General features: G+C 66.2%; 23 protein-coding genes and 1 tRNA gene. 6 read left to right on the top strand and 18 right to left on the bottom strand.

All coding sequences use genetic code 11. The annotated features are described in order from the left end of the window. The first annotated feature begins 217 nt into the window (after positions 1-217). Positions 218-1,939: a carboxylesterase/lipase family protein gene (locus tag U0034_RS10695; protein ID WP_085228435.1), complete on the top strand. Its 1,722-nt coding sequence runs from the start codon at positions 218-220 to the stop codon at positions 1,937-1,939. Between the two features lie 45 nt (positions 1,940-1,984). On the opposite strand, the gene U0034_RS10690 is transcribed toward U0034_RS10695, so the two are convergent. From U0034_RS10690 to gatC, 5 genes are all read right to left on the bottom strand, one after another. Next, complete coding sequence (locus U0034_RS10690; protein WP_085228434.1) at positions 1,985-2,761, bottom strand: exodeoxyribonuclease III; 777 nt, start codon at positions 2,759-2,761, stop codon at positions 1,985-1,987. Between the two features lie 87 nt (positions 2,762-2,848). Continuing rightward, positions 2,849-3,688: a PPK2 family polyphosphate kinase gene (locus tag U0034_RS10685; RefSeq protein ID WP_085228433.1), complete on the bottom strand. Its 840-nt coding sequence runs from the start codon at positions 3,686-3,688 to the stop codon at positions 2,849-2,851. Positions 3,689-3,763: 75 nt separating this feature from the next. After that, positions 3,764-5,236 (bottom strand): Asp-tRNA(Asn)/Glu-tRNA(Gln) amidotransferase subunit GatB, encoded by a 1,473-nt coding sequence (gene gatB / locus U0034_RS10680; protein WP_085228432.1) that lies wholly within the window; start codon positions 5,234-5,236, stop codon positions 3,764-3,766. Beyond that, positions 5,233-6,723: an Asp-tRNA(Asn)/Glu-tRNA(Gln) amidotransferase subunit GatA gene (gene gatA / locus U0034_RS10675; RefSeq protein WP_085228431.1), complete on the bottom strand. Its 1,491-nt coding sequence runs from the start codon at positions 6,721-6,723 to the stop codon at positions 5,233-5,235. Before gatA ends, gatB begins: the two co-directional genes overlap by 4 nt. Positions 6,724-6,750: 27 nt before the next feature. Then, complete coding sequence (gene gatC / locus U0034_RS10670; protein ID WP_085228430.1) at positions 6,751-7,050, bottom strand: Asp-tRNA(Asn)/Glu-tRNA(Gln) amidotransferase subunit GatC; 300 nt, start codon at positions 7,048-7,050, stop codon at positions 6,751-6,753. A gap of 386 nt (positions 7,051-7,436) precedes the next feature. Here gatC and U0034_RS10665 point away from each other — a divergent pair, with 386 nt between their 5' ends. The 5 genes from U0034_RS10665 to rodA all read left to right on the top strand — a co-directional run bounded on the left by U0034_RS10665 (position 7,437) and on the right by rodA (position 13,784). After that, positions 7,437-8,480: a rod shape-determining protein gene (locus U0034_RS10665; RefSeq protein ID WP_017772379.1), complete on the top strand. Its 1,044-nt coding sequence runs from the start codon at positions 7,437-7,439 to the stop codon at positions 8,478-8,480. 99 nt (positions 8,481-8,579) lie between these two features. After that, on the top strand, positions 8,580-9,719 hold the full coding sequence (gene mreC / locus U0034_RS10660; protein ID WP_085228429.1) for a rod shape-determining protein MreC: 1,140 nt from the start codon (positions 8,580-8,582) through the stop codon (positions 9,717-9,719). Continuing rightward, positions 9,716-10,228 carry a rod shape-determining protein MreD gene (mreD, locus tag U0034_RS10655; protein WP_085228428.1) on the top strand — a complete coding sequence of 171 codons (513 nt, stop codon included), beginning with the start codon at positions 9,716-9,718 and terminating at the stop codon, positions 10,226-10,228. Before mreC ends, mreD begins: the two co-directional genes overlap by 4 nt. A 17-nt stretch (positions 10,229-10,245) precedes the next feature. After that, positions 10,246-12,624, top strand: a complete 2,379-nt coding sequence (mrdA, locus tag U0034_RS10650) for a penicillin-binding protein 2 (protein ID WP_085228427.1) — start codon at positions 10,246-10,248, stop codon at positions 12,622-12,624. Positions 12,625-12,635: 11 nt separating this feature from the next. Next, a complete protein-coding gene (gene rodA, locus U0034_RS10645; protein WP_085228426.1) occupies positions 12,636-13,784 on the top strand; it encodes a rod shape-determining protein RodA in 1,149 nt (382 codons plus the stop codon). 32 nt (positions 13,785-13,816) lie between these two features. Here the strand turns inward: rodA and U0034_RS10640 are convergent, their stop codons facing one another. The 13 genes from U0034_RS10640 to fmt all read right to left on the bottom strand — a co-directional run bounded on the left by U0034_RS10640 (position 13,817) and on the right by fmt (position 25,846). Further along, the gene (locus tag U0034_RS10640; protein WP_085228559.1) at positions 13,817-14,551 is read right to left on the bottom strand and encodes a tetratricopeptide repeat protein; all 735 of its coding nucleotides are present in this window, start codon (positions 14,549-14,551) and stop codon (positions 13,817-13,819) included. Beyond that, positions 14,548-15,330 (bottom strand): HpcH/HpaI aldolase family protein, encoded by a 783-nt coding sequence (locus U0034_RS10635; RefSeq protein WP_085228425.1) that lies wholly within the window; start codon positions 15,328-15,330, stop codon positions 14,548-14,550. The genes U0034_RS10640 and U0034_RS10635 overlap by 4 nt, the downstream gene beginning before the upstream one ends. Positions 15,331-15,526: 196 nt before the next feature. Then, on the bottom strand, positions 15,527-15,973 hold the full coding sequence (gene queD / locus U0034_RS10630; RefSeq protein ID WP_102623049.1) for a 6-carboxytetrahydropterin synthase QueD: 447 nt from the start codon (positions 15,971-15,973) through the stop codon (positions 15,527-15,529). A gap of 11 nt (positions 15,974-15,984) precedes the next feature. Further along, on the bottom strand, positions 15,985-16,617 hold the full coding sequence (gene queE, locus U0034_RS10625) for a 7-carboxy-7-deazaguanine synthase (protein WP_085228424.1): 633 nt from the start codon (positions 16,615-16,617) through the stop codon (positions 15,985-15,987). A gap of 51 nt (positions 16,618-16,668) precedes the next feature. Further along, positions 16,669-17,394, bottom strand: coding sequence for a 7-cyano-7-deazaguanine synthase QueC (gene queC / locus U0034_RS10620; protein WP_085228423.1), 726 nt, complete (start codon positions 17,392-17,394; stop codon positions 16,669-16,671). A 254-nt stretch (positions 17,395-17,648) separates the two neighbouring features. Beyond that, positions 17,649-17,724 (bottom strand) — tRNA-Phe (locus tag U0034_RS10615). 122 nt (positions 17,725-17,846) lie between these two features. Beyond that, complete coding sequence (esaR, locus tag U0034_RS10610) at positions 17,847-18,536, bottom strand: response regulator transcription factor EsaR (RefSeq protein WP_085228422.1); 690 nt, start codon at positions 18,534-18,536, stop codon at positions 17,847-17,849. Then, complete coding sequence (locus tag U0034_RS10605) at positions 18,537-20,948, bottom strand: sensor histidine kinase (protein ID WP_085228421.1); 2,412 nt, start codon at positions 20,946-20,948, stop codon at positions 18,537-18,539. Continuing rightward, complete coding sequence (locus U0034_RS10600; RefSeq protein ID WP_085228420.1) at positions 20,938-21,531, bottom strand: DUF4390 domain-containing protein; 594 nt, start codon at positions 21,529-21,531, stop codon at positions 20,938-20,940. The genes U0034_RS10605 and U0034_RS10600 overlap by 11 nt, the downstream gene beginning before the upstream one ends. Further along, complete coding sequence (gene rsmB, locus U0034_RS10595; RefSeq protein WP_085228419.1) at positions 21,528-22,988, bottom strand: 16S rRNA (cytosine(967)-C(5))-methyltransferase RsmB; 1,461 nt, start codon at positions 22,986-22,988, stop codon at positions 21,528-21,530. Before rsmB ends, U0034_RS10600 begins: the two co-directional genes overlap by 4 nt. 171 nt (positions 22,989-23,159) lie before the next feature. After that, complete coding sequence (gene htpX / locus U0034_RS10590; RefSeq protein WP_085228557.1) at positions 23,160-24,017, bottom strand: zinc metalloprotease HtpX; 858 nt, start codon at positions 24,015-24,017, stop codon at positions 23,160-23,162. A gap of 118 nt (positions 24,018-24,135) precedes the next feature. Continuing rightward, a complete protein-coding gene (locus U0034_RS10585; protein WP_085228418.1) occupies positions 24,136-24,780 on the bottom strand; it encodes a LysE family translocator in 645 nt (214 codons plus the stop codon). A 76-nt stretch (positions 24,781-24,856) separates the two neighbouring features. Further along, complete coding sequence (gene fmt / locus U0034_RS10580; protein ID WP_085228417.1) at positions 24,857-25,846, bottom strand: methionyl-tRNA formyltransferase; 990 nt, start codon at positions 25,844-25,846, stop codon at positions 24,857-24,859. Between the last annotated feature and the right edge of the window lie 15 nt (positions 25,847-25,861).

Raw genomic sequence — 25,861 nt, 5'->3', positions numbered from 1 at the left:
GACTCGAGAGGAATGGGGGGTACGCCCGGGTGCAACAGTCCTGTTTTCGTTCGGGAAACCCTCTCGAAATCGAGTTGCAGGATCATCGAGCGCTTCTTTGCCGCCCCCCCCGATGAATGGTGCACGCCACATCCAGCCCCCGTTCATCCTCCCGGCCGATCGATACCCGTCGGCCGCCCGATCTATCCACTCAGCAGACCTTGCAACGGAGACAAGCATGACGCGACGCCCAGCGGCAAAAGCGATAACGAGACGTGCCTTGCGCACCTGGTTCGCGGCAACATTCACTGCTTCGTTCGTCGCGCTCCTGGCCCCGCCCGTAGAATCGGCAACCGCATCCCCCCAGGTCACGCTGACCACCGGCACGATATCCGGCATGCAAGAACGGGCGGGCGTCGCCGAAATCGACGTCTACCGCGGCATTCCATACGCCGCACCGCCCACGGGTGAGCTGCGCTGGGTCGAGCCTCGCCCCGTCGCTCGATGGGCCGGCGTAAGGGAAGCGAAGACTTTCGGGCCCCGCTGCATGCAGGCGGAGGACCGACCGGCGTCACGTGCCGAGCGAATGAGCGAGGATTGCCTGTACCTGAACGTATGGGCGCCCGCCGGCGCATCCGGCAAACGCCTGCCCGTTCTCGTGTATTTTCATGGCGGCGGGTTCGTCTCTGGCGACAGTTCCGAGGGTCGATACGACGGCGCCAACCTCGCCGCGCGAGGCCTCGTGGTCGTGACGGTGAACTACCGCCTCGGCGTGTTCGGCTTCTTCGTACAACCGGAGGCGGCAGGCGGAGCGCCGAAGGGTGCGGCCGGCAATTACGGCTTGTTCGATCAACTCGCGGCGCTGCGCTGGGTCCGCGACAACATCGCACAGTTCGGCGGCGATCGTGAACAAGTCACGATCGCGGGCAATTCGGCGGGCGCGATATCGGTGAACGCACACATGGCCTCGCCGCTGTCGCGCGGCCTTTTCGCACGCGCCATCGGCTTCGGCGGGGCAGCATTCCCGCCGGCTGGCCTATGGACGCGCGCGCAAGCCGAGCGGGCCGCGCGCCGCTTCATGTCGCTCGCCGGCGCGGGCTCGACAGACGAGCTGCGAGCGATGTCCGCCGATGCGCTGATCCGCACGGTCAGCAGCGCGAGCCGCTTCGGGACATCCCTGTTCTGGCCGCACGTCGACGGCCACTTCCTGCCCGAACGGCCGGAGACCGTTTTCGCCAACGGTGGGCAAGCGGCGGTGCCGCTGCTGCTTGGCGCAAACGCCGAAGAAGCGGGCGCCGGCACGGTCCTGGGCGGCGCCGAGCCGACGCCCGATAACTGGGCGCATGCGCTGCGGCTGATGTTTCAGAGCGAAGCGGACAATGCGCTCGCGCTGTATCCGGGAGGCACTCGCGACCAAGTGATGCAATCCGGCGCCGCCCTGGCGTCGGATCTCTTCATCAGCCACGCCGTCTGGCGCTGGATGGACGCCCATCGCAGCAGGAACGGCACCGCCGTCTACTATTACCTCTACACGCATGCCCGGCCTCCGGAAGTCGCCTCGCTCCGCGCTTCGGCCGAGAAGCGGCCCTCGGGCCAGGGCGGGGCGGTCCATAGCGCCGAAGTCGAATATGCCCTCGACACGCTCGACAAGCAGCCGCGATACCGTTGGACTGCGCGGGATCATGAAGTCGCGAAGACCTTCTCCACCTACGTCGAACGCTTCGCGAAGACAGGCGATCCGAACGGAGGCCGCTCGAACGACACCAAGACCGCTCAGGCGAACGTTGAACATCTGACGCTGCCGCATTGGGGAGCCGCGGCCGAAGACATCGGGGGCGGCATTACCCGGCAGGCGATCGGCGGCACGACGCAGGGGTTCGCGGATCGGAGCGCGCCGCGTCATGCGTTTTTGCAACGATATTTCACCGGCTCCCGGCCTGCACCGGCCGGGGAGCCGTGAATCCGCTGCGCTTGCGCCGCCTGCGCACAAGCGCAGCAGCGCCGCTCACGCCACTTGGTGCGCGTAGTCGATAGTCAGCGGTGCGTGGTCGCTGAACTTGATCTCGCGGAAGATGGACGTGCTTTGGGCTGCTGCGGCAATGTCGGGCGTGGCGATCTGATAATCGATGCGCCACCCCACGTTCTTCGCATACGCCTGCCCACGGTTGCTCCACCATGTGTATTGCTCGGGCCGCGTGTCGAGCGTGCGAAAAACGTCGACATAGCCGACTTCGTCGAAGAGCTTCGTGAGCCATGCCCGCTCTTCAGGCAGGCAGCCGGAGTTCTTCTGGTTGCTCTTCCAGTTCTTGATGTCGATTTCCTTGTGGACGATGTTCACGTCGCCGCAGACGATCACCTCGCGCTCTTTGCGCAAAGCCGCCAGATGCGGCATGAACTCGTCCATGAACCGGTATTTCGCCTGCTGCCGCTCCTCGCCGCTCGAACCGGAAGGCACGTAGACGGACACAATCGACAAGTTGCCGAAGCGAGCCTCCACATAGCGCCCCTCGGGATCGAATTCCTTGCTGCCGAAGCCGATGACGACCTCATCCGGCTCGCGGCGCGTATAGAGGCCCGCGCCGCTGTAGCCCTTTTTCACCGCATGCTGAAAATAGCCGGTGAAGCCGTGCGGGGCGAGGAATTCGGGCGTCATGTCTTCCTGCGAGCACTTGACCTCCTGCACGCAGACCACGTCGGCATTCTGCTGACCGAACCATTCGAAAAAGCCTTTCTTTGCGGCCGAGCGAATGCCGTTGAGATTGGCGGTGATGACGCGCAGCATTGGTTTTCCTTTTCCCTTGTGTGTCGTCCGTTTGATCGTTGCCCGGCCGGCCAATGCCGGCACCGGCATACACGCGCGGTCCGGCGCTTACGCGATGGTAATGCCCGTCAGCGATTCCTTCGCCGGCGGATATTCGAGCTTCAGCCCTTCGAACACGCGCAGCAGCAGCGCCGCCACCATCAGGTTGCGATGCGACTTCGAATCGGCCGGCACCACGTACCAGGGGGCGTAGCTCGTCGATGTTGCCGCGAGGGCGTCGCGATAGGCACCCTGATAGGCATCCCACTGCTGCCGGGCCTCCAGATCCGCAAGCTCGAACTTCCAATGCTTGGTCGGGTCGTCAACACGCGCCTGCAGCCGCCGCCGCTGCTCCTCGTTCGAGATGTGCAGAAAGCACTTCAGAATCGCCGTACCCGACTCCGCCAGCAATAGTTCGAAGTTTCGAATGTGCCGATAGCGCGCAACACGCTCGTCGTCGCTCAGCTGTCCGAGCACGCGCGGCACGAGCACGTCTTCGTAGTGGCTGCGGTTGAAGATCGTGAGTTCGCCGGCAGCGGGCGCCTGCCGGTGCACACGCCAAAGGAAATCATGCGCCGTTTCCTCGGGCGTCGGCGCCCTGAACGAGGCGATGCGCAAGCCGAGCGGATCGACTTCGTGGAATACGGCGCGGATCGTGCCGTCCTTGCCGCTCGTATCCATGCCCTGCAAGAGCAGCAGCACGCGCTCGTGCCGCTGCGCGTGCAGGCGCTCCTGCATCTCGTCGAGGCGCACGGCGTACTCGGCGAGCCGCTCGCGGTCGGCCTGCTTCGAGCCGGCCGAGAAAGGCTTGGCACCTGCGTTGAAATCGGTCAGCGCGAAGCTTTCCGCCTTTTTTCCGCTATCGAAGAACGGGACCTGGAAGTCGTCGAGATGCGCGTTTTTTGCCATGCCTTTTCCTGTGCCGTCGCGCGATGCCCGTCGCGCCGCGCGCGGCGCATCGGGCATCGGACGGCGACGTCATGTTCAGGACAGCTTCTTCTTCAGCAGTTCGTTGACCTGCTGCGGGTTCGCCTTGCCCTTGGTCGCTTTCATTGCCTGGCCGATCAGCGCGTTGAACGCCTTTTCCTTGCCGGCGCGGTACTCGTCGACCGATTTCTGGTTCGCGGCGAGTACTTCGTCGATGATGGCCTCGAGCGCGCCCGTGTCGGAGATCTGCTTCAGGCCCTTGGCCTCGATGATCCGGTCGGCAGCACCGTCGTCTTCCGCCTTCTCGTCCCACATCGCCAGGAAGATCTCCTTGGCGATCTTGTTGGAGATCGTGCCGTCGGCAATGCGCTGCAGCACCAGCGCGAGCTGGGCCGCCGACACCGGACATTCGGCGATATCGAGACCGTCGCGATTGAGCTGCGACGATACCTCGCCCATCAGCCAGTTCGCAGCCGCCTTCGCCTGCGCGGCCCCAGCCTTGGCGACGACGGCCTCGAAGTAGGCCGCCATGGTCTTGCCAGAGGTCAGCACCGCCGCATCGTACGGCGTTACGCCGTATTGCGCCGCGAAGCGCTGCTGCATCGCGGCGGGCAGCTCCGGCATGGCGGCGCGCACGCGCTCGATCCAGGCCGAATCGATCACGAGCGGCATCAAATCCGGATCCGGGAAATAGCGGTAGTCGTGCGCATCTTCCTTGCTGCGCATCGAACGCGTTTCGCGCTTGTCCGGGTCGTAAAGGCGCGTTTCCTGCACGACCGTGCCGCCGTCTTCGATCAGTTCGATCTGCCGGCGCACTTCGTACTGGATCGCCTCTTCGAGAAAGCGGAACGAATTCAGGTTCTTGATTTCGGCGCGTGTGCCGAATTCCTCTTGCCCCATCGGACGCACCGATACGTTCGCATCGCAGCGAAACGAACCTTCCTGCATGTTGCCGTCACAGATTCCGAGCCACACGACGAGTGCATGCAGCGCCTTCGCATAGGCGACCGCCTCGGCGGCGCTGCGCATCTCGGGCTCCGTCACGATCTCGAGCAGCGGCGTGCCGGCCCGGTTCAGGTCGATGCCGGTCATGCCGGCAAAGTCCTCGTGCAACGACTTGCCGGCATCCTCTTCAAGATGCGCGCGCGTGAGCTGGATCGTCTTCTCGTAGGCCGCCGTGCCGGCCTTTTCGTTGGCCGGCACCTGTATCGTGATGGTGCCGCCCTGCACGACCGGGATCTCGTACTGGCTGATCTGATAGCCCTTCGGCAGATCGGGGTAGAAGTAGTTCTTGCGCGCGAAGATGCTGCGCGGCGCCACCGTGGCGCCGATCGCGAGCCCGAAGCGGATGGCCCGCTCCACTGCGCCCCTGTTCATGACCGGCAGCACGCCCGGCAACGCGAGATCGACCGGGCAGGCCTGCGTGTTGGGCTCGGCGCCGAAACGCGTCGAAGCGCCCGAAAAAATCTTGGAGACCGTCGAGAGCTGAGCGTGCGTCTCGAGGCCGATCACCACTTCCCATTGCGTCATGCTCGTGCCTCTCCTGCCGGGGCTTGGCGGTGCCAGTCCGTTGCGCGCTGGAACGCATCGGCGACCTGCAGCATCCGCGCTTCGTCGAAATAATTGCCGATGATCTGCAGTCCGACCGGGCGCTTACCGCCGCCGAAGCCGCACGGCACGCTCATGCCGGGCAGGCCGGCGAGGCTCACCGACAACGTGTATATGTCGGCCAGATACATCTGCACCGGGTCGTCGCCCTTCGCACCGATGTCCCACGCCACCGTCGGCGCCACGGGTCCCATGATCACGTCGCAGTGCTCGAACGCCTCCTGGAAATCCCGGGCGATGATGCGGCGGATCTTCTGCGCCTGCAGGTAGTAGGCGTCGTAATAGCCGTGCGAAAGCACGTAAGTGCCGACGAGAATCCGCCGCTTCACCTCGGGGCCGAACCCCTGTGCGCGCGACTTCTTGTACATGTCGAGCAGATCGCGGTATTCGGCCGCGCGATGACCGTAGCGCACGCCGTCGAAGCGAGACAGGTTCGACGAGGCCTCGGCCGGCGCGATCACGTAATACACAGGGATCGACAACTCCGTCTTCGGCAGCGAGACGGGCACGAGCGTGGCGCCGAGCGCCTCGTACTGGGCAAGCGCCGCATCCACGGCCGCGCGCACGTCGCCGGCCAGGCCGGCACCGAAGTACTCGGCCGGCAAGCCGATGCGCAGGCCCGCGAGAGGCTTGCCTGCGGCGGTATCGGGGGCCCAGGGCCGACCGAGATGGCGCGTGAAGTCCTCGTCCGCACGCTCGAGGCTCGTCGAATCGCGTTCGTCGAAGCCCGCCATCGCATTGAGCAGCAGCGCGCAGTCGGCCGCGCTTTGCGCGATCGGGCCACCCTGGTCGAGCGAGGAGGCAAACGCGATCATTCCGTAACGCGACACGCGGCCGTAGGTGGGCTTGATGCCCGTCACGCCCGAAAACGAGGCCGGCTGCCGGATCGAGCCGCCGGTGTCGGTCGCGGTCGCGGCCGGCGCGAGCCGCGCGGCGACCGCCGCGGCCGAACCGCCGGACGAGCCGCCCGGTACGGCGTTCGTGTCCCACGGATTGCGCACGGGGCCGAAGGCGGAATTCTCGTTCGACGAACCCATGGCGAACTCGTCCATGTTCGTCTTGCCGAGCGTGACCATGCCGGCGCGCGCCAGGCGCTCGACGACGGTGGCATCGAAGGGGCTTTCATAGCCGGCCAGCATCTTCGAGCCGGCAGTGGAATGCCAGCCGCGCGTGACGAATACGTCCTTGTGCGCGACGGGTACGCCCGTGAGGGGGCCGGCGTTGCCGGCGGCGATGCGCGCATCGGCCGCGCGCGCTTCGGCGAGCGTGCGCTCGGGCTCGACTTCGATGAACGCGTTCAATTGCCGCGCCGCGCCGATGCGTTCGAGGAACTGCTCGGCGAGCTCGACGGCCGACACCTGCTTGGCCGCAAGCGCGCTCGAGAGTTCCGTCAGACTTTTGTCATGCATGTCTCAATCGTTCCTGTCGTAAGACCGTTACTCGATCACCTTCGGCACCAGATAAAGGCCGTCCTGCACGGCCGGCGCGGGGCGCTGGTTCGCCTCGCGATCGACCGTTTCGGTCACGGCGTCTTCGCGCAGCCGCAGCGCGACATCCTCGATCTGCTCGATCGGGTGCGCGAGCGGCGCCACGCCGGTCGTGTCGACGGCCTGCATCCGCTCGACCAGCCCGAAAAACTCGTTGAGCTGGGCCAGCGTCGATTCGGCGTCGGCGTCGGCCAGTTCGAGCCGTGCGAGGTGGGCGATGCGTTTCACATCGGTCAGGGTCAAAGCCATCGTTTCACCGGAGAAAAAAGGGCTCGGCGCAACACGGGAAAAACAGTGCTGCGCCAGGGATTTAGAGTGCCGGACCAAACCTTCGGACCGGGGGCCGGCAACGGCAAAAAGGACCGCCCGTTTACTACAAATAGGTCGAAATTATAAGGTATCATTACGCGTTCGAACCAAACCCGGACCGCCCCCTGCCCTGGCCATTCGGCGCTGATGAAGCCGCCGCCACGCGTCTTGTTGCGGCCTCCGGTCGAATTCATCGCAGCTTCGTGCTCGCGGTGGCGGCGCGCCGGCTGGGCCGCCGCACCCCGATCCCGAAGCTTTTTGATTTTCCGCTGCCGCGGCGGCGCCGTTCTGGCGAGGCCCGGCCTCTGAAGGCGAGACAGGATTTCATGTTCGGCTTTTTGCGCAGCTACTTTTCCAACGATCTGGCGATCGATCTAGGCACCGCCAACACTCTCATCTACATGCGCGGCAAAGGTATCGTCCTCGACGAACCCTCCGTCGTCTCGATCCGCCAGGAAGGCGGCCCCAACGGGAAGAAGACGATCCAGGCCGTCGGCCGCGAAGCCAAGCAGATGCTCGGCAAGGTACCCGGCAACATCGAAGCCATCCGGCCGATGAAAGACGGCGTCATCGCCGATTTCACCGTCACCGAGCAGATGATCAAGCAGTTCATCAAGACTGCGCATGAATCGCGCATGTTCTCGCCGTCGCCGCGCATCATCATCTGCGTGCCGTGCGGCTCGACCCAGGTCGAGCGGCGCGCCATCAAGGAAGCGGCGCACGGCGCCGGCGCCTCGCAGGTCTACCTGATCGAGGAGCCGATGGCGGCCGCGATCGGCGCGGGCCTGCCCGTGTCGGAAGCCACGGGCTCGATGGTCGTCGACATCGGCGGCGGCACGACCGAGGTGGGCGTGATCTCGCTCGGCGGCATCGTCTACAAAGGGTCGGTGCGCGTGGGCGGCGATAAATTCGACGAAGCGATCGTCAACTATATCCGCCGCAACTACGGCATGCTGATCGGCGAGCAAACGGCCGAGGCCATCAAGAAGGAAATCGGCTCGGCGTTCCCCGGCTCCGAAGTGAAGGAGATGGAAGTGAAGGGGCGCAATCTTTCCGAGGGCATCCCGCGCAGCTTCACGATTTCGAGCAACGAAATCCTCGAAGCGCTGACCGATCCGCTCAACCAGATCGTCTCGTCCGTGAAGATCGCACTCGAGCAAACGCCGCCCGAACTCGGCGCCGACATCGCCGAGCGCGGCATGATGCTCACGGGCGGCGGCGCGCTGCTGCGCGACCTCGACCGCCTGCTCGCAGAAGAAACGGGGCTGCCCGTGCTCGTCGCCGAAGATCCTCTCACCTGCGTCGTGCGCGGCTCCGGCATGGCGCTCGAGCGGATGGACAAGCTCGGTAGTATCTTTTCTTACGAGTAATGAGATTCGCGGGCGCGACCTGCGCAGTCTCCCCGGTGCGCGCTCCGCGCCGGGGGCGCAGGCAGGCCGCCGCGTAGGATCGCGCCCTCGGCGCCGACCATGGAATACAGTCCGCCGCCTCTGTTCAAGCAAGGTCCGTCCGCGCTTGCCAGGCTTGTTTTTTTCGTTGCACTCGCGCTCGTCCTGCTGATCTCGGACGCACGCTTCCGGACGCTCGAAATCGTGCGCGGCGTCCTCGACGTGGGCCTGTATCCGTTGCAGCGCGCGGCGCTCGTGCCGCGCGACCTCGTGCTCGGAGCGACCAGCTTCGTCGTGGGTACGTCCACGCTGCGCAGCGACAACGCGAAGCTATCCGCCAGAAATCTCCAGCTTTCGGTCGAGGCCAACCGCAATGCCTCGCTCGCCGCCGAGAACGCACACCTGCGCGCGCTGCTCGACCTCTCGAAGGCTGTCGGCACGCCGGCCACCCCAGCCGAGATCCAGTACGACACGCGCGATCCTTTCACGCAGAAAGTGGTGATCGGGCGCGGCTCGCAGCAGGATATTCAGAACGGCTCGCCCGTCGTGACCGAAGACGGCATGATCGGGCAGGTCACGCGCGTATTTCCGATGCAGGCGGAAGTGACGCTGCTCACCGACAAAGACCAGGCCGTGCCCGTGCAGATCGTGCGCACGGGGCTGCGTGGCGTCGTGTACGGCACGCCCGCCGGCAACGGGCTCGAACTGCGCTTTGTGCCGATCAGCGCCGATATCGTCGCCGGCGACGAGCTCGTGACGAGCGGGCTCGACGGCGTCTATCCTGCAGGGCTGCCCGTTGCCAAGGTCGTGCGCGTGGACAAGCAGGGCGACACGGCGTTCGCGCACGTTACCTGCGTGCCCATCGCCGCCGTGCGCGGGGCGCGCGACGTCCTCGTGATCCACTACCGAAGCGAGCTGCCCCCGCGGCCCGAGACCCAGCCCGAAACAACGGGCAAGGGCGCCGGGAAAAAAGGGAGCAAGGCCGAGAAAGGCGCGGCAAAGGCTGAGAGCAAGGGCGAGAACGCCGACAAGGCTGCCGCGAACGCAGCCGCGGGTGCTTCCGCCAAGTCGGGAGAGAAGCTCCCGGCCGGCAAGCCGTCGGCGGAAACGCCCTCGCCGGCCGCCTCGGGCACGACCGGCACCAAGCCGGCCGAACACCCGAAGACGCCCGCTCGGACCACTGCGACGGCGGGCGCGGCCTCACAAGGAGCACCGCGATGAACCGCCCGCAATACATTCTGCTGCCGGTCAATCCCTATTTCATCGCGTTCAGCCTCGCCGCCGCGTTCCTGCTGAACCTCATGCCCTGGGGCCGGCTCGTCGGCGTGCCCGACTTCGTCGCGCTCGTCTTGCTGTTCTGGAACGTGCATCAGCCGCGCAAGGTCGGCATGGGCATCGCGTTCTTTCTCGGTCTGCTGATGGACGTGCACGACGCGAGCCTCCTTGGCGAGCACGCACTCGCTTACACGCTGCTCTCGTACGGCGCGATCACGATCCATCGGCGCGTGCTCTGGATGCCGCGCGGCGTGCAGGTGTTCGCGGTCGCGCCGCTGCTCGTCGTGGCACAGCTGGTGCCGTTCGTCATCCGGTTGCTCACGGGCGCCGCGTTCCCGGGCTGGGGCTATCTCGTGCACGGCTTCGTCGAGGCGGCGCTCTGGCCGCTCGCCTGCACGCTGCTGCTCATGCCGCAGCGCCGCCCCGCCGACCCTGACGACACGCGGCCGATCTGAGCGCGCGCGGCCGACGCATGACCGAATTCAAGAACACTCAGCAGCAACTGTCGCAATTCCGCTTGCGCGTGGCCGCAACGGCCTTTTTCGTGCTCGTGTGCTTCGGCCTGCTCATCTTCCGCTTCCTTTACCTACAGGTCTGGCATTACAGCAAGTACTCGCTGCAGGCCAACGAGAACCGCATCTCGGTCGCGCCGATCGTGCCGAATCGCGGCATCATCACCGACCGCAACGGGGTCGTGCTCGCGCGTAACTACTCGGCCTACACGCTCGAAATTACGCCATCGAAGCTCGACGACACGCTCGAGAACACCATCGACAAGCTCTCGAGCGTCGTCAAGATCGACGCCCTCGACCGCCGCCGCTTCAAGAAGCTGCTCGAAGACTCGAAGCACTTCGAAAGCCTGCCCATCCGAACCCGCCTTACCGACGAGGAAGTGGCCCGCTTCACGGCGCAGCGCTTCCGCTTTCCGGGCGTGGAGGTGCGCGCACGTCTCTTTCGCCAGTACCCGCTCGGCGCGACCGCCGCGCACGTGATCGGCTACATCGGCCGTATCTCGCAGCGCGATCAGGAGCGCATCGATGCGCAAAGCGAGCAGAACGACAGCGATCCGGACCACTACGATGCGCGCCTCGATGCGAACAACTACAAGGGCACCGACTACATCGGCAAGATCGGAGTCGAACAGAGCTACGAAACGGAGCTGCACGGCCTGACCGGGTTCGAGGAAGTCGAGGTGACGGCCGGCGGCCGGCCCGTGCGTACGCTCTCGCGCACGCAGGCCACGCCGGGCAACAACCTCGTACTGTCCATCGACATCGGCCTGCAGCAGGTGGCGGAGCAGGCATTCGCGGGCCGGCGCGGCGCGCTCGTGGCGATCGAGCCGCAAACAGGCGATGTCCTCGCGTTCGTCTCCGCGCCGAGCTTCGACCCGAATGCGTTCGTCGACGGCATCGATCAGCAGACGTGGGACGCGCTCAACAACTCGCCCGATCACCCGCTCCTGAACCGGCCGCTGCACGGCGCCTATCCGCCGGGCTCGACCTACAAGCCGTTCATGGCGCTTGCCGCGCTCGCGCTCGGCAAGCGCACGCCCGAATGGGGCTTTCACGATCCCGGCTCCTATACGTTCGGCGGCCACACGTTCCGCAACGACGTCCCGCAGGGGCAGGGCTGGATCGACATGAACCGCGCGATCATGGTGTCGAACGACACCTATTTCTACATGCTCGCGCACGATCTCGGCGTCAATGCGATCGCGAATTTCATGAAACCGTGGGGCTTCGGGCAGATTACGGGCATCGACATCGCGGGCGAAGCGCGCGGCATCCTGCCTTCGACCGAATGGAAGCGCAAGGCGTACCGCAAGCCCGAGCAGCAGCGTTGGTACGAGGGCGAGACGATCAGCCTCGGCATCGGGCAGGGCTACAACGCGTTCACGATGCTGCAGCTCGCGCACGCAACAGCCACACTCGCCGACAACGGCATCGTCATGCGGCCGCACCTCGTCAAGGAGATCGAGAACCCGATATCGCATCAGTCGCGGCTCACGGTGCCGCACGAAAGCGGCCGCATACCGGGAGTGACGCAGTCCGAGATCGACGTCGTCAAGCGCGGGATGATCAACGTGACGAGCAACCCGTCGGGAACCGCGTATCAGGTCTTCCGCGACTCGCCCTACCTGGCCGCCGGCAAGACCGGCACGGCGCAGGTGTACTCGCTGCAGGGCCAGAAGTACCACGGCAGCGCAATCGCCGAGCATCTGCGCGACCATTCGCTCTTCATTGCCTTCGCACCGGCCGAACATCCACAGATCGCCATTGCGCTCGTGGTCGAAAACGGCGGTTGGGGTGCAGCCGTCGCCGGTCCGATCGCGCGCCGCGTCATGGATTACTACCTGCTGCAACGCAACAAGCCCGGCGTCCTGGCGGCGGAAGTGGCCGCCGCGGCGTCCGCAACGCAAGCGGCGTCGGGGCCCGTCATCGGTCAGATCAACAACACGGACAGCCGCACCGCACTGCCGGTCAAGGTCGCGCCGGGCTTCAAGGCGCTGCCGCTGCCCGCGACAGCGGTCGCCGCCTCCGCGGCTGCGGCCTCGGAGCCAGCGGCTCTTTCCGCCTCTGCTGTGCCTTCGGCCGCGTCAGGGCCAGCCGCCGCCCTGCAAGCCAGCGCAGCGGCCGCGGCGCCCGAACCGCGCAAGCCGCGCGCGGCTGCCGCCATGCCGGCATCGGCCGGGGAGAACGCGCGCAAGCGCGCGCCCGCGCCGTCTGGGCCGAACGATACGCCAGCCGGCGAGCTGGGCCCCGCACCCGCGCGCGGCGAACGCGAACGCCCCAGCGCGGGTGCCGCGCCGGCTACCCCGCCCACGCCGGCCTCGCCCGGCGCGGACGAATAACGGAGGAGACGATGAACTCCGATAAACGAATCTGGCTCGAGCGCATCAAGAAGATGTTCGTGGGCTTCGACGTACCGCTTGCGCTGATCGTCTTCCTGCTGCTTTGCGTCGGCCTCGTCACGCTCTACAGTGCGAGCATCGACGTGCCTGGCCGCGTTGAAGACCAGATGCGCAACATCGTGCTCACCTTCGTACTGATGTGGGCACTCGCTAACGTACCGCCCAACACCTTGATGCGCTTCGCCGTGCCTCTGTACGGGTTCGGCATCGCGCTGCTGATCGGCGTGGCGCTCTTCGGCATCACGAAAAAAGGCGCGAAGCGCTGGATCAACGTGGGTGTCGTCATCCAGCCCTCGGAGATCCTCAAGATCGCGACGCCGCTGATGCTCGCCTGGTACTACCAGAAGCGCGAATCGAGCCTGCGGTGGTACGACTTTATCGTAGGGTTCGTGCTGCTGCTCGTACCGGTCGGACTCATCGCGAAACAGCCCGACCTCGGCACCGCCATGCTCGTGTTCGCCGCCGGGCTCTTCGTCATCTATTTCGCCGGGCTCTCGTTCAAGCTGATCGTGCCGGTGCTCGTCGCAGTCGTGATCGCCGCCGGCTCCGTGGCAGCGTTTCAGGACAAGATCTGCCAGCCCGAGGTGCAATGGCCGCTGATGCACGACTACCAGAAGCACCGCATCTGCACGCTGCTCGATCCCACGTCCGATCCGCTCGGCAAGGGCTTCCATACGATCCAGGCCGTCATCGCGATCGGCTCCGGCGGTGTGATCGGCAAGGGCTGGCTCAAGGGTACGCAGGCCCACCTCGATTTCATCCCCGAGAAGCACACGGACTTCATCTTCGCGGTTTTTTCGGAGGAATTCGGCCTCGTCGGCGAACTCGTGCTGCTCGTACTCTATATGGCGCTCATCGCACGAGGGCTTTTCATCGCGGCCAACGGTGCGAACTTCTTCGGCCGCCTGCTCGCCGGCTCGCTCACGATGGCTTTCTTCACCTACGCCTTCGTCAACGTGGGCATGGTGAGCGGCATTCTGCCCGTGGTCGGCGTGCCGCTGCCGTTCATGAGCTACGGCGGCACGGCGCTCACGACGCTCGGCATCGCGATGGGACTCATCATGAGCGTCAGCCGCCACAAGCGCCTGATGAAAAGCTGACGCGCCACGCCGGCGCATCGGCCGGCGCGCCGTCATTTCGTCTGCTTGGGCGGCGTTGTCGCTTCGCGCTGCAACTCGCTGCTGAGCTCCCGGTATTTCAGTCGTGCCGCAGGATCGCCTTGCGCCGCGGCTGCCGCATAGTAGGCGCGTGCGACGTTGATGTTGCGCGTGACGCCGTCGCCGCCGCGCTCGTAGAACGAGCCCGTCACGTATTGCGCCGTCATGTCGCCGCCCTCGGCCGCTTTCCGGTACCAGTAGAACGCCTGCCGGTTGTTGCGCGGCGTGCCGCGACCGTCGAGAAACTGGTTGGCGAGCGCAAGCTCGGCCTGGACATGGCCCTGTTGCGCCGCGCGAAGAAACCACCGGTGTGCCTCGCCCGCATCGCGCGAGACGAACTCGCCGTCGTCGAACATTCTTCCGTACACGTATTGCGCGTGCGACATGTTCGCGTCGGCTGCCTTGCGCAGCCACTTGCGTCCCTCGCCAACGTCGGTTGTCGTGCCCTCGCCGTTGAGCAGCATCATTGCGTAGTTGAATTGCGCGAGCCGGCTGCCGCGCTCGGCGGCGTGGCGAAACTCCTTCAACGCCGTTTCGAAGTTGCCGGCGTTGTAGTCGGCAACCGCTGTCTGCGTTTCCTCGTCGCCGGCATCCGCCGGTTTTTGCACCGGTGCCTCACCGAATGCCGCACCGCTTGCGAAGGCCCAGCCGGCCACGCCTACCGCGATGGCGGCCAATGTCGAAGCGCGTATCGCCCGAGGTTTGCTCATGATCTCGCCTCCTGCAACGCGCTGCGCGCAGCCCGTACGAGCCACACCACGTCGATGGACAGCGCAATGAAGCCGAAGCCCGCTTCGCGATACTGCCGGGCGCTTGCCGCATCGAGCGCAAAAATGCCCGCCGCGCGGCCGGCCCGCCGCGCCGCCTCGGCCACGCGCGCAATCGCGCCCTGGACTGCCGGCTGCCTCGTATCGCCGAGATGGCCGAGGCTTGCGGCGAGATCGGTCGGCCCGACGAAAAGGCAATCGACGCCCGGTGTCGCGGCGATTGCGTCGATCTCCTCGAGCGCCTGCGCGGATTCGATCTGGAGGATCGTCGCGACCTGCGCGTTCGCCGTCTGAAGATAGTCGCGCCGCGCGCCGAACGACGATGCGCGCACGATGCCGGCCACGCCGCGCAGCCCGTCGGGTGCCCCGGCTTGCGGATAGCGGGTCAGCCGGACGGCGCGGGCGGCCCCTTCGGCCGATTCGATATTGGGGAACATGATGGTACGGGCGCCGGCATCGAGCACGCGCTTGACGAGCCATGGCTCGCAAGCGGGCACGCGCACAACGGGTTCGGTCGGCAGATGCGCGGCCGCGATCGCGCGCAACTGCGCCGTCACGTCCGACGTATCGTTCGGCGCGTGCTCCATATCGATGCACAGCCAGTCGAACCCGGCATGCGCAAGCGCCTCGGCGGCATCGGCGCTGCCAAGCGACAGCCACATGCCATAAAGCGGCTCGTTTTCGGCAAGCCGCGCCTTGAGGGCATTCGTCAATGCGCCCATCGCCTTCTCCTCGTACGGACCGTCGCACCTGGCGATCGCGCGGACCTGAACTCGGCACGGCGCCGGGGGCCCGCTCGACAAGAGAAGCTGCGCGCCTGCTCGCTCGCGGGGCGCGACAGCATGCCACGATCATACCGTGACAACGCGGGAGGGGTGCGCTGCCGCGCGGCGGCGCAACGGTACCAACGAACGGCCGTCAGGCGGCCCGGACGAAGTCGGCCCAGCAGTTCGGCGTTTCGTAGAGCCTCACGCGCTCGAGGCGCAGGTTGACGCCGTAGTGAGCGTCGTACACCTCGGCAAGCGTCTCGAATGCTATAGCCGCGAGATTTTCGACGGTGGGCACGCGATCGAGCACGACCGTCTTGTGGTCCGGCATCGACTCGAGAAAACCACGCACCTGGGTATCGCCGCTGTAGACGAGAAACGCGTGATCCCAACGGCTCACGAGATGCTCCATCGCGAGCGACTTCACATCGGCGAAATCCATGACCATGCCACGATCGGGTGCGCCTTCCGTTTCCACGACGTCGCCCTGCAGCGTGATTTCGAGCACGTAGCGGTGCCCATGCAGATTACGGCACTGGCTGCGGTGATCGGGAATGCGGTGGCCCGCGTCGAATTCGAGTTTTCGGGTAATCGTCAGCACGGCAGGAATCAAGGAATATTCAGATACTTGTGGGTCTGCATCGACAGCCGCCACTTCGGATGGCGCTTGCACCAATCGATTGCAAGACGCGTGTTGAGCTCGCGCGCGGGGCCGTCCATCGGCTGGACCAGGAAATACTCGAAATCGAGCGCCGCATACTCGGCCAGCCGCTGGTTCTCCTGTGGAACGACGACCTTCAGCTCGTTGCCCTTCGTCACGACGAGCGGCGCATCGGCCTTCGGGCTCACGCACACCCAGTCGATCGATTCGAGCACGGGCAGCGAACCGTTCGTTTCGATCGCCACCTCGAAGCCGGCCTCGTGCAGCGCGCGGACGAGCGGCTCGTCCATTTGCAGCATCGGCTCGCCGCCCGTGCAGACCACGAAGCGATGCCGCTCGCCAGCCGGCCACAGCGACGCGATCTTTTCGACGAGCGCGCCGGCATCTCGATATTTTCCGCCGTTTTCGCCATTCGTGCCGACGAAATCGGTATCGCAGAAACGGCAGACGGCGCTCTCGCGGTCCTCCTCGCGCCCAGACCAGAGATTGCAGCCGGCGAACCGGCAAAACACGGCCGGGCGGCCAGCATTGGCCCCTTCGCCCTGCAGCGTGTAGAAGATTTCCTTGACCGCGTACGTCATAACCACATCGTTCCGTCTATTTCAGCGCGGGGAACGGCCCGCGCGCCCCGCTCAAACCGCCACGTTGCCGCCGGCGCGATAAGCTTCGTATCCACGCTTGCGCAAGCGGCAGGCCGGGCATTCGCCACAGCCGAAGCCCCATTCGTGCAACTCGGAGCGCTCGCCCACGTAGCAGGTGTGCGTCTCCACCCGGATCAGCTCAACCAGCGCCTCGCCGCCGAGTTGTTCGGCGAGCCGCCAGGTGTCGGCCTTATCGAGCCACATCAGCGGCGTAGCCACAACGAAACGGCTCGCCATGCCGAGGTTCAGCGTGACCTGCAGCGCCTTCATCGTGTCGTCGCGGCAATCGGGGTAGCCCGAAAAATCGGTTTCGCACATGCCGCCCACGAGCGCGCGCAAACCGCGGCGATAGGCGATGGCTGCCGCAATCGTCATGAACATCAGATTGCGCCCCGGCACGAACGTGTTCGGCAAACCGCCGGCCGCCGTCTCGATCTCGATCTCGCGCGTCATCGCCGTTTCGCTGATGGCACCGAGTACCGACAGATCGACGACGTGATCGTCGCCGAGCCGGCCGGCCCATCGAGGAAAGGCGCTCGCCAGCTGGGTCCGCACGCCCTCGCGGCATTCGAGTTCGACGCGATGACGCTGGCCGTAGTCGAAGCCGAGCGTCTCGACGGTATCGTAGCGCTCGAGCGCCCATGCGAGGCACGTGGCCGAGTCCTGGCCGCCCGAAAACAGGACGAGCGCGCCGTTCTTAGCGTCTCTTTGACTCACCGTGAAGACTCCGTGAAGCGGTGATGAACGATGAAACGCGGCGCCGCTGCCGGCGTCCGCCCGCAGCTTGCGGCGCCGCGAGGTGCAGCCGCAGTATAAGCTCCGGCCCCACCAACGGAGGCGACGCGCCGCTTATACCGAAGACCAGCGGCGGCAGGCGGGCGCCGCGGCAACGGGAAACCGCCGGCGCCGAACGGGTTCGGAACCATGAGAAAAACCCCAAGAACCTTGCGATTCTTGGGGTTGGATACTGCTGGTGGCCTGGGGCGGAATCGAACCACCGACACGCGGATTTTCAATCCGCTGCTCTACCAACTGAGCTACCGGGCCACGAAGAAGCGAGAGTATAGCAAGGACTTTTTCGATGCTCAAGTGCTTTGTGCGCGCCGGGCGCGGCATGCATGTCCGCCTGCCGCGGCTCGCTCATTCGCTCCGACGCGCCGCGGCCCCGCTCACTCGCCCTTGTTTTTGCCCAGATCGACGCCGAGCTGCTTGAGCTTGCGATAAAGGTGCGTGCGTTCGAGCCCCGTCTTTTCGGCTACGCGCGTCATGCTGCCGTTTTCGCGTGCAAGGTGATACTCGAAGTACGCGCGCTCGAACGCGTCGCGCGCATCGCGCAATGGAATGTCGAACGAGATCGAGGCCGTTTGCGCGGTCGCGAGCCCGACCGCGCCGTTTTCCGCCGCGAGCATCGGCACGGCCACCGCCGCCGCGACACTCGCCATGCCCACGGCAGGCGAGGTCTTGCCGGCCGTGCCGCCGACCGGCGGCAAAGGGGTCCCGCGCGTCAGCCCCTGCTCCACAGCCTTCAGGAGCTTTTGCAGCGCGATCGGCTTTTCGAGGAAATTCAGCGCGCCGATCTTCGTCGCCTCGACGGCCGTATCGATCGTGGCATGGCCCGACATCATGATGACGGGCATCGTCAGAAGCCCCTGGGCTGCCCACTCCTTGAGCAGCGTTACGCCGTCGGTATCGGGCATCCATATGTCGAGCAGCACCAGATCGGGCGCCTGACGCAAGCGAAAATCGCGCGCCTGCTGCGCGTTTTCCGCGGCTTCTACGGCATGTCCCTCGTCGCTCAGGATCTCCGAGAGCAACTCTCGAATACCCATTTCGTCGTCTACCACCAGGATGGTTGCCATTTATGCTGCCCTTATCTGCGCTATTGCTTTTGTGGTTCCCGGCGAGGCGCCCCCGCGCGTTGCCGCGTGCCCCGCCGCGAGCGGCGCGCTGTCGTCTGCCATTTGCAGGAACAAAATCGAGATCTGCGCACCTTCGATCGCTTCGCCCGTCTTGACGCGGTTACGAATATCGATGCGTGCCCCGTGCTCGTCTACGATCTTCTTGACCGTGGCGAGCCCGAGCCCCGTCCCTTTGGCCTTCGTCGTCACGTAAGGTTCGAACGCACGCGTCAGGATGCGCGCGGGGAAGCCCGGTCCGTTGTCCGACACGGTCAGGCGAACCGCAACGCGCACTTTGCCGTGAGCGTCGGGATCGCCATATTCTACTGTCTTGGTTTCGAGCACGACACGCGGATTTGCGACGTCGGCCACCGCATCCTGCGCGTTTTGCAGCAGGTTGTGTATGACCTGCCGCAACTGCGTCGCATCGCCCTTGATCACCGGCAGCTCGTGCAGCTCCACGACGATCGGGCTCTTGCCCTCCTCGATCCCGTAAAGTGCCAGCACTTCCGCCACGAGATCGTTGAGCTGCAGGTTCGCCAGCACCGCGGGCGGCGTGCGCGCGTATTCGCGGAAGTCGTCGACCATCCGCTTCATTGCCGCCACCTGGTTGACGATCGTCGTCGCGCCGCGCTTGAGCACGTCGGCGTCGGGAGGCGACAGCTTGTCGGCAAGCTTCATCTGCAAGCGCTCGGCCGAGAGCTGAATCGGCGTGAGCGGGTTCTTGATCTCGTGCGCGAGCCGCCGCGCCACCTCGCCCCAGGCCGCCGAGCGCTGTGCCGATATGACGTCGGAGATGTCGTCGAAGACGACAACGTAGCCCGCCGTGCGCGCCTCGGCGGACCCGTCCGCCTGCTCCGCCGACATCAAGCGCGAGCCGCGCACGAGCAGCGTGATCGGGTCGGTCTCGCCCGGAACCGAAACCGCGAACTGCTGCTGCCAGTGACCGTCGTCGGGCCCGCCCGAATTCGCGGCCTCCCGGTCCGCGAACGCCTTGCGGACCATCGCTGCGAACTCGGCCACCACGCCCACGTGCTCGAGCACCTCGCCGACCATCGGCTGGAACGGCTGGCGGAAGATGCGCTCCGCACCGCGATTGGCCGTCGTCAGGCGAAACTGCCTGTCGAGCACGAACACGCCGGCCGTCAGATTGGCCAGGATGCTCTCGAGGTAGGCCTTCGAATGCTCGAGCGCCACGCGGTTGCGCTCGACCGCCGCGCGGGCCTCCGAGAGCTGCCGCGTCATGGCATTGAACGACTGGGTGAGAAAGCCGAGTTCGTCGCGCGTCTTGATCTCGCGTTTCGGCGTGTAGTCGCCCTCGGCCACCTCCTTCGTGCCCTGCGCGAGCAGAAAGAGCGGCCGGGCGAGCTGATTGCCGAGTGCGAGCGCGAGCATCATCGCGATGAAGGTCGCGAGAAAAAGCGCGAGCGTCAGCGTGCCGATATACATCTTGCGCAGCCCCGTGCGCCCGAGCGACTTCTCCTGGTACTCGCGATACGCGCGCTGTACCGCATCGGCGTTGCGCGCCAGCGTGGAGGACACAGGTTGCACGAGCTGCAGGAACCGTTCGGTCGGCTGCAGCAAGGAGGTGTTGACATCGGGTATGCGCTCGACCACGCGCATGCGCAGCGCGCCCTTGCTGCCCGCGACGCCGGACTCGCCGTCGACTTCGCCTTCCAGCGCCGCGAAGCCGCGCCCGCGCGCCTGCTCGATCATGAGCGGGCGCGGCATGTCCTCGGGTACGAGCGAGGAGATGTTGCTCGACGCCTGCGCCACGACGTGCAGATCGGGCGCCGCGCCGACGCCACGCGTAGATTCGACGAGCATCGCCTCTTGCACGCCGAACTGATCGCGCAGGCGCAGCAGCGTGATCGTCGTGTTTGCGGGATTCGTGCTCGCAAGCTGCTCCGACATCAGGCGGGCCTTCGTCTGCAGATCGGACAGCGACGCGTCGAGCATGCCCCGGCCCAGGTTGAGCCCCGACGTCAACGCGGTTTCGATGTTGACGTCGAACCACGACTCGATGCTGCGCGAGACGAACTGATACGAGACGACGTAGATGATCGCGCCCGGCAAGACGCCCACGAGCGCAAAAAACACGGCGAGTTTGGCGAGCAGCCGCGTGCCGAACTTGCCTTTGCGCAGGCGCACGACAATCATCGCCACGAGCATCGCGACGAGCAGCAGGAACACGAGCGCGACGGCGATATTGGCCGCATAGAGCCACGAGTAGTAGCGATCGAAGAACTCGGTGTTGGCGCTTGCGGCCGCAAGCAGCACGAGCAGCAACAACGCGGTGATGGCGACCGTCGAGACGAGCACTCGCAGCACGAGGCTCTTCACGTTTGCGACGCGGCGCACGCTACTTAGCATGTTCGGTCACCGTGAAAGTAAAACGCTTCCAGTCGGAAGCGAGCGCCCAGTCGCGGTTGTTGACCGCGTCCACCTGGAACGGCTTGGGCATGAGCGCCGTGTCGAGCTGCATGCGGACCGATGCGGTATAGCTTTCGCCCGGCTGCACCTGATTGCGGTCGATCACGTGCCAGGACGTAATATGCTTGATGACGGCGAGAGCGTCCGCCAGCGAGGCGAACCCGAACTGCAGGCCGCCACTGGAGACGCGATATTCGCGCATGAGCGGCTGAAAAGACAGGCGCAGCGTCTGCGCGATCGAGACCGGCTGTGCGTCGAACCAGTACCAGCGCGGGCGCGTGAGTTCGAACTCGGTCGTGAAGTAAAGCGGAATGCCCTTGTTCACGGCATCCTCGAGGCTGCTGTTCAGCTCGAAATCGAAGCGCGCGTCAAGGCTCCAGCCGCTGTTGTCGGCCTGCAGCGAGGCGCGCTGCACAGCGATCGAGTCGGCGCGTGCCGGCCCCGCTGCGGCGAGGCAAAAGGCCAGCCCGATCCAGATCAGGGCCGCGAGCCGAAGCGGGGAAAAACGTTGGCTGATCGTCACCGTCTCTGAAAGCGCGCGTAGTAAAAACCGTCGTGGTCGATGTTTGACCCGGTGCGCCCATCGGCGCGCATTCCGGACGATGCCAAAGCCGCAGGCACGCTGACGCTGCCGGCGGATTCCGGCAACAGTTGCCCGGGGGCGTCCAATCGTACCGCATCTTCATGCACGCGTTCAAACCGCGCCGCCTGTGCTTCGCCCTCCTCGGGAAAGATCGAACAGGTCACGTAGAGCAGTTCGCCGCCCGGTGCGACGAGTGGCCACAATGCATCGACGATCCGCTGCTGCTCGGCCGCGAGCGCGGCGATGTCGCTCGCTCGCCGCAGCCATCGAATGTCCGGATGGCGCCGCACGATGCCTGAGGCCGAGCAGGGGACGTCGGCCAGCACGCGATCGAACGCCTTGCCGTCGTGCCAGCCCTCGGGCGTCCCGGCGTCGCCGATGCGAACTGCCGCCCGCCGCCCCAGGCGAGTGAGATTCTCGTCGATACGGGCCGCGCGCGCGCTGTCGCTTTCGAGCGCGACGAGTTCGACGTCCGCCAGCTCGAGCACGTGGCCCGTCTTGCCGCCGGGCGCCGCGCACGCGTCCAGCACGCGCATGCCATCGCGTGCGCCGAGCCACTGCGCCGCGAGCTGCGCGCCCGCATCCTGCACGGAGACCACGCCCTGCGCGAAGCCCGGAATACGGTCGACGGGCAGCGGCGAAGCAAGCCGCACCGCATACGTGCCGATCTGCGCGGCATCGATCCCGGCTGCGCCGAGCGTGGCGAGATAGTCATTCACGCTCGTGCGCCGCGCGTTCACCCGCAGCGTCAGCGGGCCGGGCACATTGCCGGCGGCGAGGACAGCCTCCCAGCGCTCGGGCCACGCGCGTGCCACTGCGTCGATCCACCAGCGCGGATAGTTCCAGCGCGCGACGGGATCGGCCTTGGCCTCGCTCAGCAGCGCATCGCGCTCGCGCAGAAAGTTGCGCAAGACGGCGTTGACGAGGCCGCGCGCGAACGCACATTCGCGCCGGGCGCCGATTGCCTCGACGGCCTGATCCACTACCGTATGAGGTGCATATGCGGCACGCTCGGGGTCGTCGACCAAGAGGGCGAAGGCGCACGCGAGCAGCGTTGCCACATGCGGGGCGGGCGCCTTGCGCACGAGCCGCGCAACGAGCCACTCGGCGGTGCCGAGCCGGCGCAGCGCGCGATAGGCGATGTCCTGCACCGCACCGCGGGCGAGCGCCGCCCGCTCGGGCGGCAACGCCGCACGGAGGGCCGCGAGCGCCGCCGGCAACGCGGTACCGGCCCGCACGGCGGCCACCGCGTGGGCTGCAACGTCGAGTGCGAAGCCGAGCGAGTCGGGCGCAAGCCGCAACGCCGCGAAATGGAATTCGCGCGGGAATTCGCGCGGAACCTCGCGCGCAGACGCAGGCTTCGCCGAATGGCGGCGCGCAACAGAAGAACGAGTCATGGGAAGGAAACCACCGGGCGCGCCCTGCGGCGCGCTTCAAGACGAACGCAGCATTGTAGCGCGGCGCGCGCACCGCCCGCTCGGCGGGCAATGCGCGGGCGCGGCGGCGCAAAGAAAAAAGGCGGGCTTTCGCCCGCCTCGCTCACGGCTTCGCGCGCGAGGCGCGGCCCGTCAGTCGAAACGACCGGTACGCGCCATGTCCATGAGGCGTGCGATCCGCTCCTCGGTCGCGGGGTGCGTCGAGAACAGATTGGCAATCGTGCCGCCGGAGAGCGGATTCAGAATCATCATCTGCGCCGTGGTCGGATGCGCTTCCGCCGTGGCGAACGGGATCCCGGATGCATAGCGATGGATCTTGTCGAGCGCCGAGGCAAGCGCCTGCGGATCGCCCGAAATCCGCGCCCCGCCGCGGTCGGCCTCGAACTCGCGCGCCCGCGAGATCGCCATCTGGATCATCGCGGCCGCGATCGGTGCAAGCAGCGCCACGGCGATGCCCGCGATCGGGTTTGTCGGCCGCCCTTCCTCGTCGCGCCCGCCGAAGAACATCGCAAAGTTGGCGAGCGCGGAAATGGCGCCGGCCATCGTCGCCGAAATCGTCGAAATCAGGATGTCCCGATGCTTCACGTGCGCGAGCTCGTGCGCCATCACGCCGCGCATTTCCCGCTCGGACAGGACACGAAGGATGCCTGTGGTAGCGGCCACGGCCGCGTGCTCGGGGTTGCGCCCCGTCGCGAACGCGTTCGGCGCATCTTCGTTGATCAGATAGACGCGCGGCATCGGCAACTCGGCGCGCGTCGCCAGTTCGCGCACCATGCGGTAGAACTGCGGCGCACTGGTTTCGTCGACTTCCTGCGCGTTGTACATGCGCAGGACCATCTTGTCCGAGAACCAATACGAAAAGAAATTCATCGCCAGGGCGATGACGAGGGCGAACATCATGCCGCGCGAGCCGCCGATCATCCCGCCAATCACGACGAAAAGGGCCGTGATCGCCGCCATCAGCATCGCGGTTTTGACCCAGTTGAACATGTAGACTCCTTTCTCGTTCCGTCTCACCAGAAAATCTACGGCACCGAAGGGGCGCCGCGAACAATTGTAAGGCATTCGTTAGGTTGCGGCGCGAGCAAAAAATTCAATATGCGTCGGCTCAACGTTGAGCCGTCGCGAGCCGGAGCCCCAGGCCGACGAACGCACTGCCCACCACACGGTCGAGCCAGCGCTTGAGCCCCGGCTTGCCGCCCAGGCGCCGCGTCATGCTGCCCGCGACCCACGCCACGAAGCAGTTCCAGAGCATGCTCATCGCAACGAACACGACACCGAGTGTCAGAAATGCCAGCACCTTGCGGTCGCTGCCCGCCACGACGAACTGCGGAAAGAACGAGACGAAAAACAGTACCACCTTCGGGTTCAGCACGTTTGTCCAAAAGCCCTGCAGAAACAGCTGCCGTGTGCCTTGCGGCGCCGTGCCGCGCGCCGCGGCATCCGGGTTTGCGGCCGCCTTGGCGGGCGACGACAGCAGCAGACGGACCCCGAGATAGACGAGATAGATCGCACCCGCGAACTTGATCACGGTGAAAGCCGTGGCCGACGCCGCCAGCACCGCGGTAAGACCGAAGGCACAGGCGAGCGAATGCACGCAGCAGCCGGCCGATATGCCGAGCGCCGACATGAGCCCCGCCGCGCGCCCCTGGGCGACGCTGCGGCCGACGATATACGCCGTGTCCGGGCCCGGCGTGATATTCAACAGAAATACCGCGGCAACGAAAAACGGGAAATGGACGATGCCGAACATTGCTCGATTGCTCCCTTTGAAACCAGCTCGCGTCGCGGCCGACGAGTCTTCGCGCCGGCCCCTGCGGCAGCTACCGTCAGGACTGCTCCGGCAGCGTGAACCGCTGGCCGACGGCGAACGATGCCCCGGCCAGGAAATCGCGTACGGGCAGCCGCCTGCCGCCCGGCTTTTGCAGTTGCGTGAGGCGTAGCGCCCCCTCACCGCAGGCCACGACGACGCCCTCGGGCGAAACATCGACTATCGTACCCGGCTGGCCGCCGGCCGCCCGTGCGTCGGCAGGCTCGGCCGCCCAGATCTTCAGCGGGGCGCCGTCCTCGAGCGTCGCCGCCCCACCCGGAAACGGGTCGAACGCACGGATCTGGCGGGCAAGCACCTCGGCGGAGCGCCGCCAATCGAGCGCCGCCTCGTGCTTGGCGATTTTCTCCGCGTAGGTGGCGCCCGCCTCGGGCTGCGGCGTGGCGGCAAGCGTGCCCGCGCGCTCGAGCTCCGCCAGCGCCTCGACGACGAGCCGCGCCCCCTCGGCGGCCAACTTGTCGTGCAGCGTCGCCGTGGTTTCGTGCGCGTCGATCGGCACGCGCCCGACGCTGAGCATGGCGCCGGTATCGAGGCCGGCGTCCATCTGCATGAGGGTGATACCCGTTTCGGTGTCGCCCGCCTCGATCGCGCGATGGATCGGCGCCGCGCCGCGCCAGCGCGGCAGCAGCGACGCATGGATGTTGATGCAGCCGTACCGGGGGATATCGAGCACTTCCTGCGGCAGCAGCAACCCGTAAGCCGCCACCACCATGACGTCGTACGGCGTTGCGCGCAGTTGGTCGATGGCCGCGGCCGCTTCCTGCGGATACTTGCCATTGCGGCGCAGCGACGGCGGCTGGGCGAGCGCTAGCCCGTGCTCGAGCGCGTGGCGCTTGACCGGGCTCGGCTGCAGCTTCATGCCGCGCCCGGCCGGCCGGTCGGGTTGCGTCAGCACGAGCGGGATGGGAAACCCCGCCGCCTCGATGGCGGCCAACGCGGCCGCCGCGAACTCGGGCGTACCCGCGAAAATGACGCGCAGCGTATGACTCATGGGCAATAGGCGTGA

It is taken from the genome of Trinickia caryophylli (assembly GCF_034424545.1).
GTDB classification, from domain to species: domain Bacteria; phylum Pseudomonadota; class Gammaproteobacteria; order Burkholderiales; family Burkholderiaceae; genus Trinickia; species Trinickia caryophylli.
Note: the sequence above shows the minus strand (reverse complement) of the source record. Positions and strands in the feature narration are given on the sequence as shown.

Bases quoted from the DNA above. Each gene is read 5' to 3' on its own strand.
- U0034_RS10695 (WP_085228435.1), top strand. From the start codon at position 218: ATGACGCGACGCCCAGCGGCAAAAGCGATAACGAGACGTGCCTTGCGC.
- U0034_RS10690 (WP_085228434.1), bottom strand. From the start codon at position 2,761: ATGCTGCGCGTCATCACCGCCAATCTCAACGGCATTCGCTCGGCCGCA.
- U0034_RS10685 (WP_085228433.1), bottom strand. From the start codon at position 3,688: ATGGCAAAAAACGCGCATCTCGACGACTTCCAGGTCCCGTTCTTCGAT.
- gatB (WP_085228432.1), bottom strand. From the start codon at position 5,236: ATGACGCAATGGGAAGTGGTGATCGGCCTCGAGACGCACGCTCAGCTC.
- gatA (WP_085228431.1), bottom strand. From the start codon at position 6,723: ATGCATGACAAAAGTCTGACGGAACTCTCGAGCGCGCTTGCGGCCAAG.
- gatC (WP_085228430.1), bottom strand. From the start codon at position 7,050: ATGGCTTTGACCCTGACCGATGTGAAACGCATCGCCCACCTCGCACGG.
- U0034_RS10665 (WP_017772379.1), top strand. From the start codon at position 7,437: ATGTTCGGCTTTTTGCGCAGCTACTTTTCCAACGATCTGGCGATCGAT.
- mreC (WP_085228429.1), top strand. From the start codon at position 8,580: ATGGAATACAGTCCGCCGCCTCTGTTCAAGCAAGGTCCGTCCGCGCTT.
- mreD (WP_085228428.1), top strand. From the start codon at position 9,716: ATGAACCGCCCGCAATACATTCTGCTGCCGGTCAATCCCTATTTCATC.
- mrdA (WP_085228427.1), top strand. From the start codon at position 10,246: ATGACCGAATTCAAGAACACTCAGCAGCAACTGTCGCAATTCCGCTTG.
- rodA (WP_085228426.1), top strand. From the start codon at position 12,636: ATGAACTCCGATAAACGAATCTGGCTCGAGCGCATCAAGAAGATGTTC.
- U0034_RS10640 (WP_085228559.1), bottom strand. From the start codon at position 14,551: ATGAGCAAACCTCGGGCGATACGCGCTTCGACATTGGCCGCCATCGCG.
- U0034_RS10635 (WP_085228425.1), bottom strand. From the start codon at position 15,330: ATGGGCGCATTGACGAATGCCCTCAAGGCGCGGCTTGCCGAAAACGAG.
- queE (WP_085228424.1), bottom strand. From the start codon at position 16,617: ATGACGTACGCGGTCAAGGAAATCTTCTACACGCTGCAGGGCGAAGGG.
- esaR (WP_085228422.1), bottom strand. From the start codon at position 18,536: ATGGCAACCATCCTGGTGGTAGACGACGAAATGGGTATTCGAGAGTTG.
- U0034_RS10605 (WP_085228421.1), bottom strand. From the start codon at position 20,948: ATGCTAAGTAGCGTGCGCCGCGTCGCAAACGTGAAGAGCCTCGTGCTG.
- rsmB (WP_085228419.1), bottom strand. From the start codon at position 22,988: ATGACTCGTTCTTCTGTTGCGCGCCGCCATTCGGCGAAGCCTGCGTCT.
- htpX (WP_085228557.1), bottom strand. From the start codon at position 24,017: ATGTTCAACTGGGTCAAAACCGCGATGCTGATGGCGGCGATCACGGCC.
- U0034_RS10585 (WP_085228418.1), bottom strand. From the start codon at position 24,780: ATGTTCGGCATCGTCCATTTCCCGTTTTTCGTTGCCGCGGTATTTCTG.
- fmt (WP_085228417.1), bottom strand. From the start codon at position 25,846: ATGAGTCATACGCTGCGCGTCATTTTCGCGGGTACGCCCGAGTTCGCG.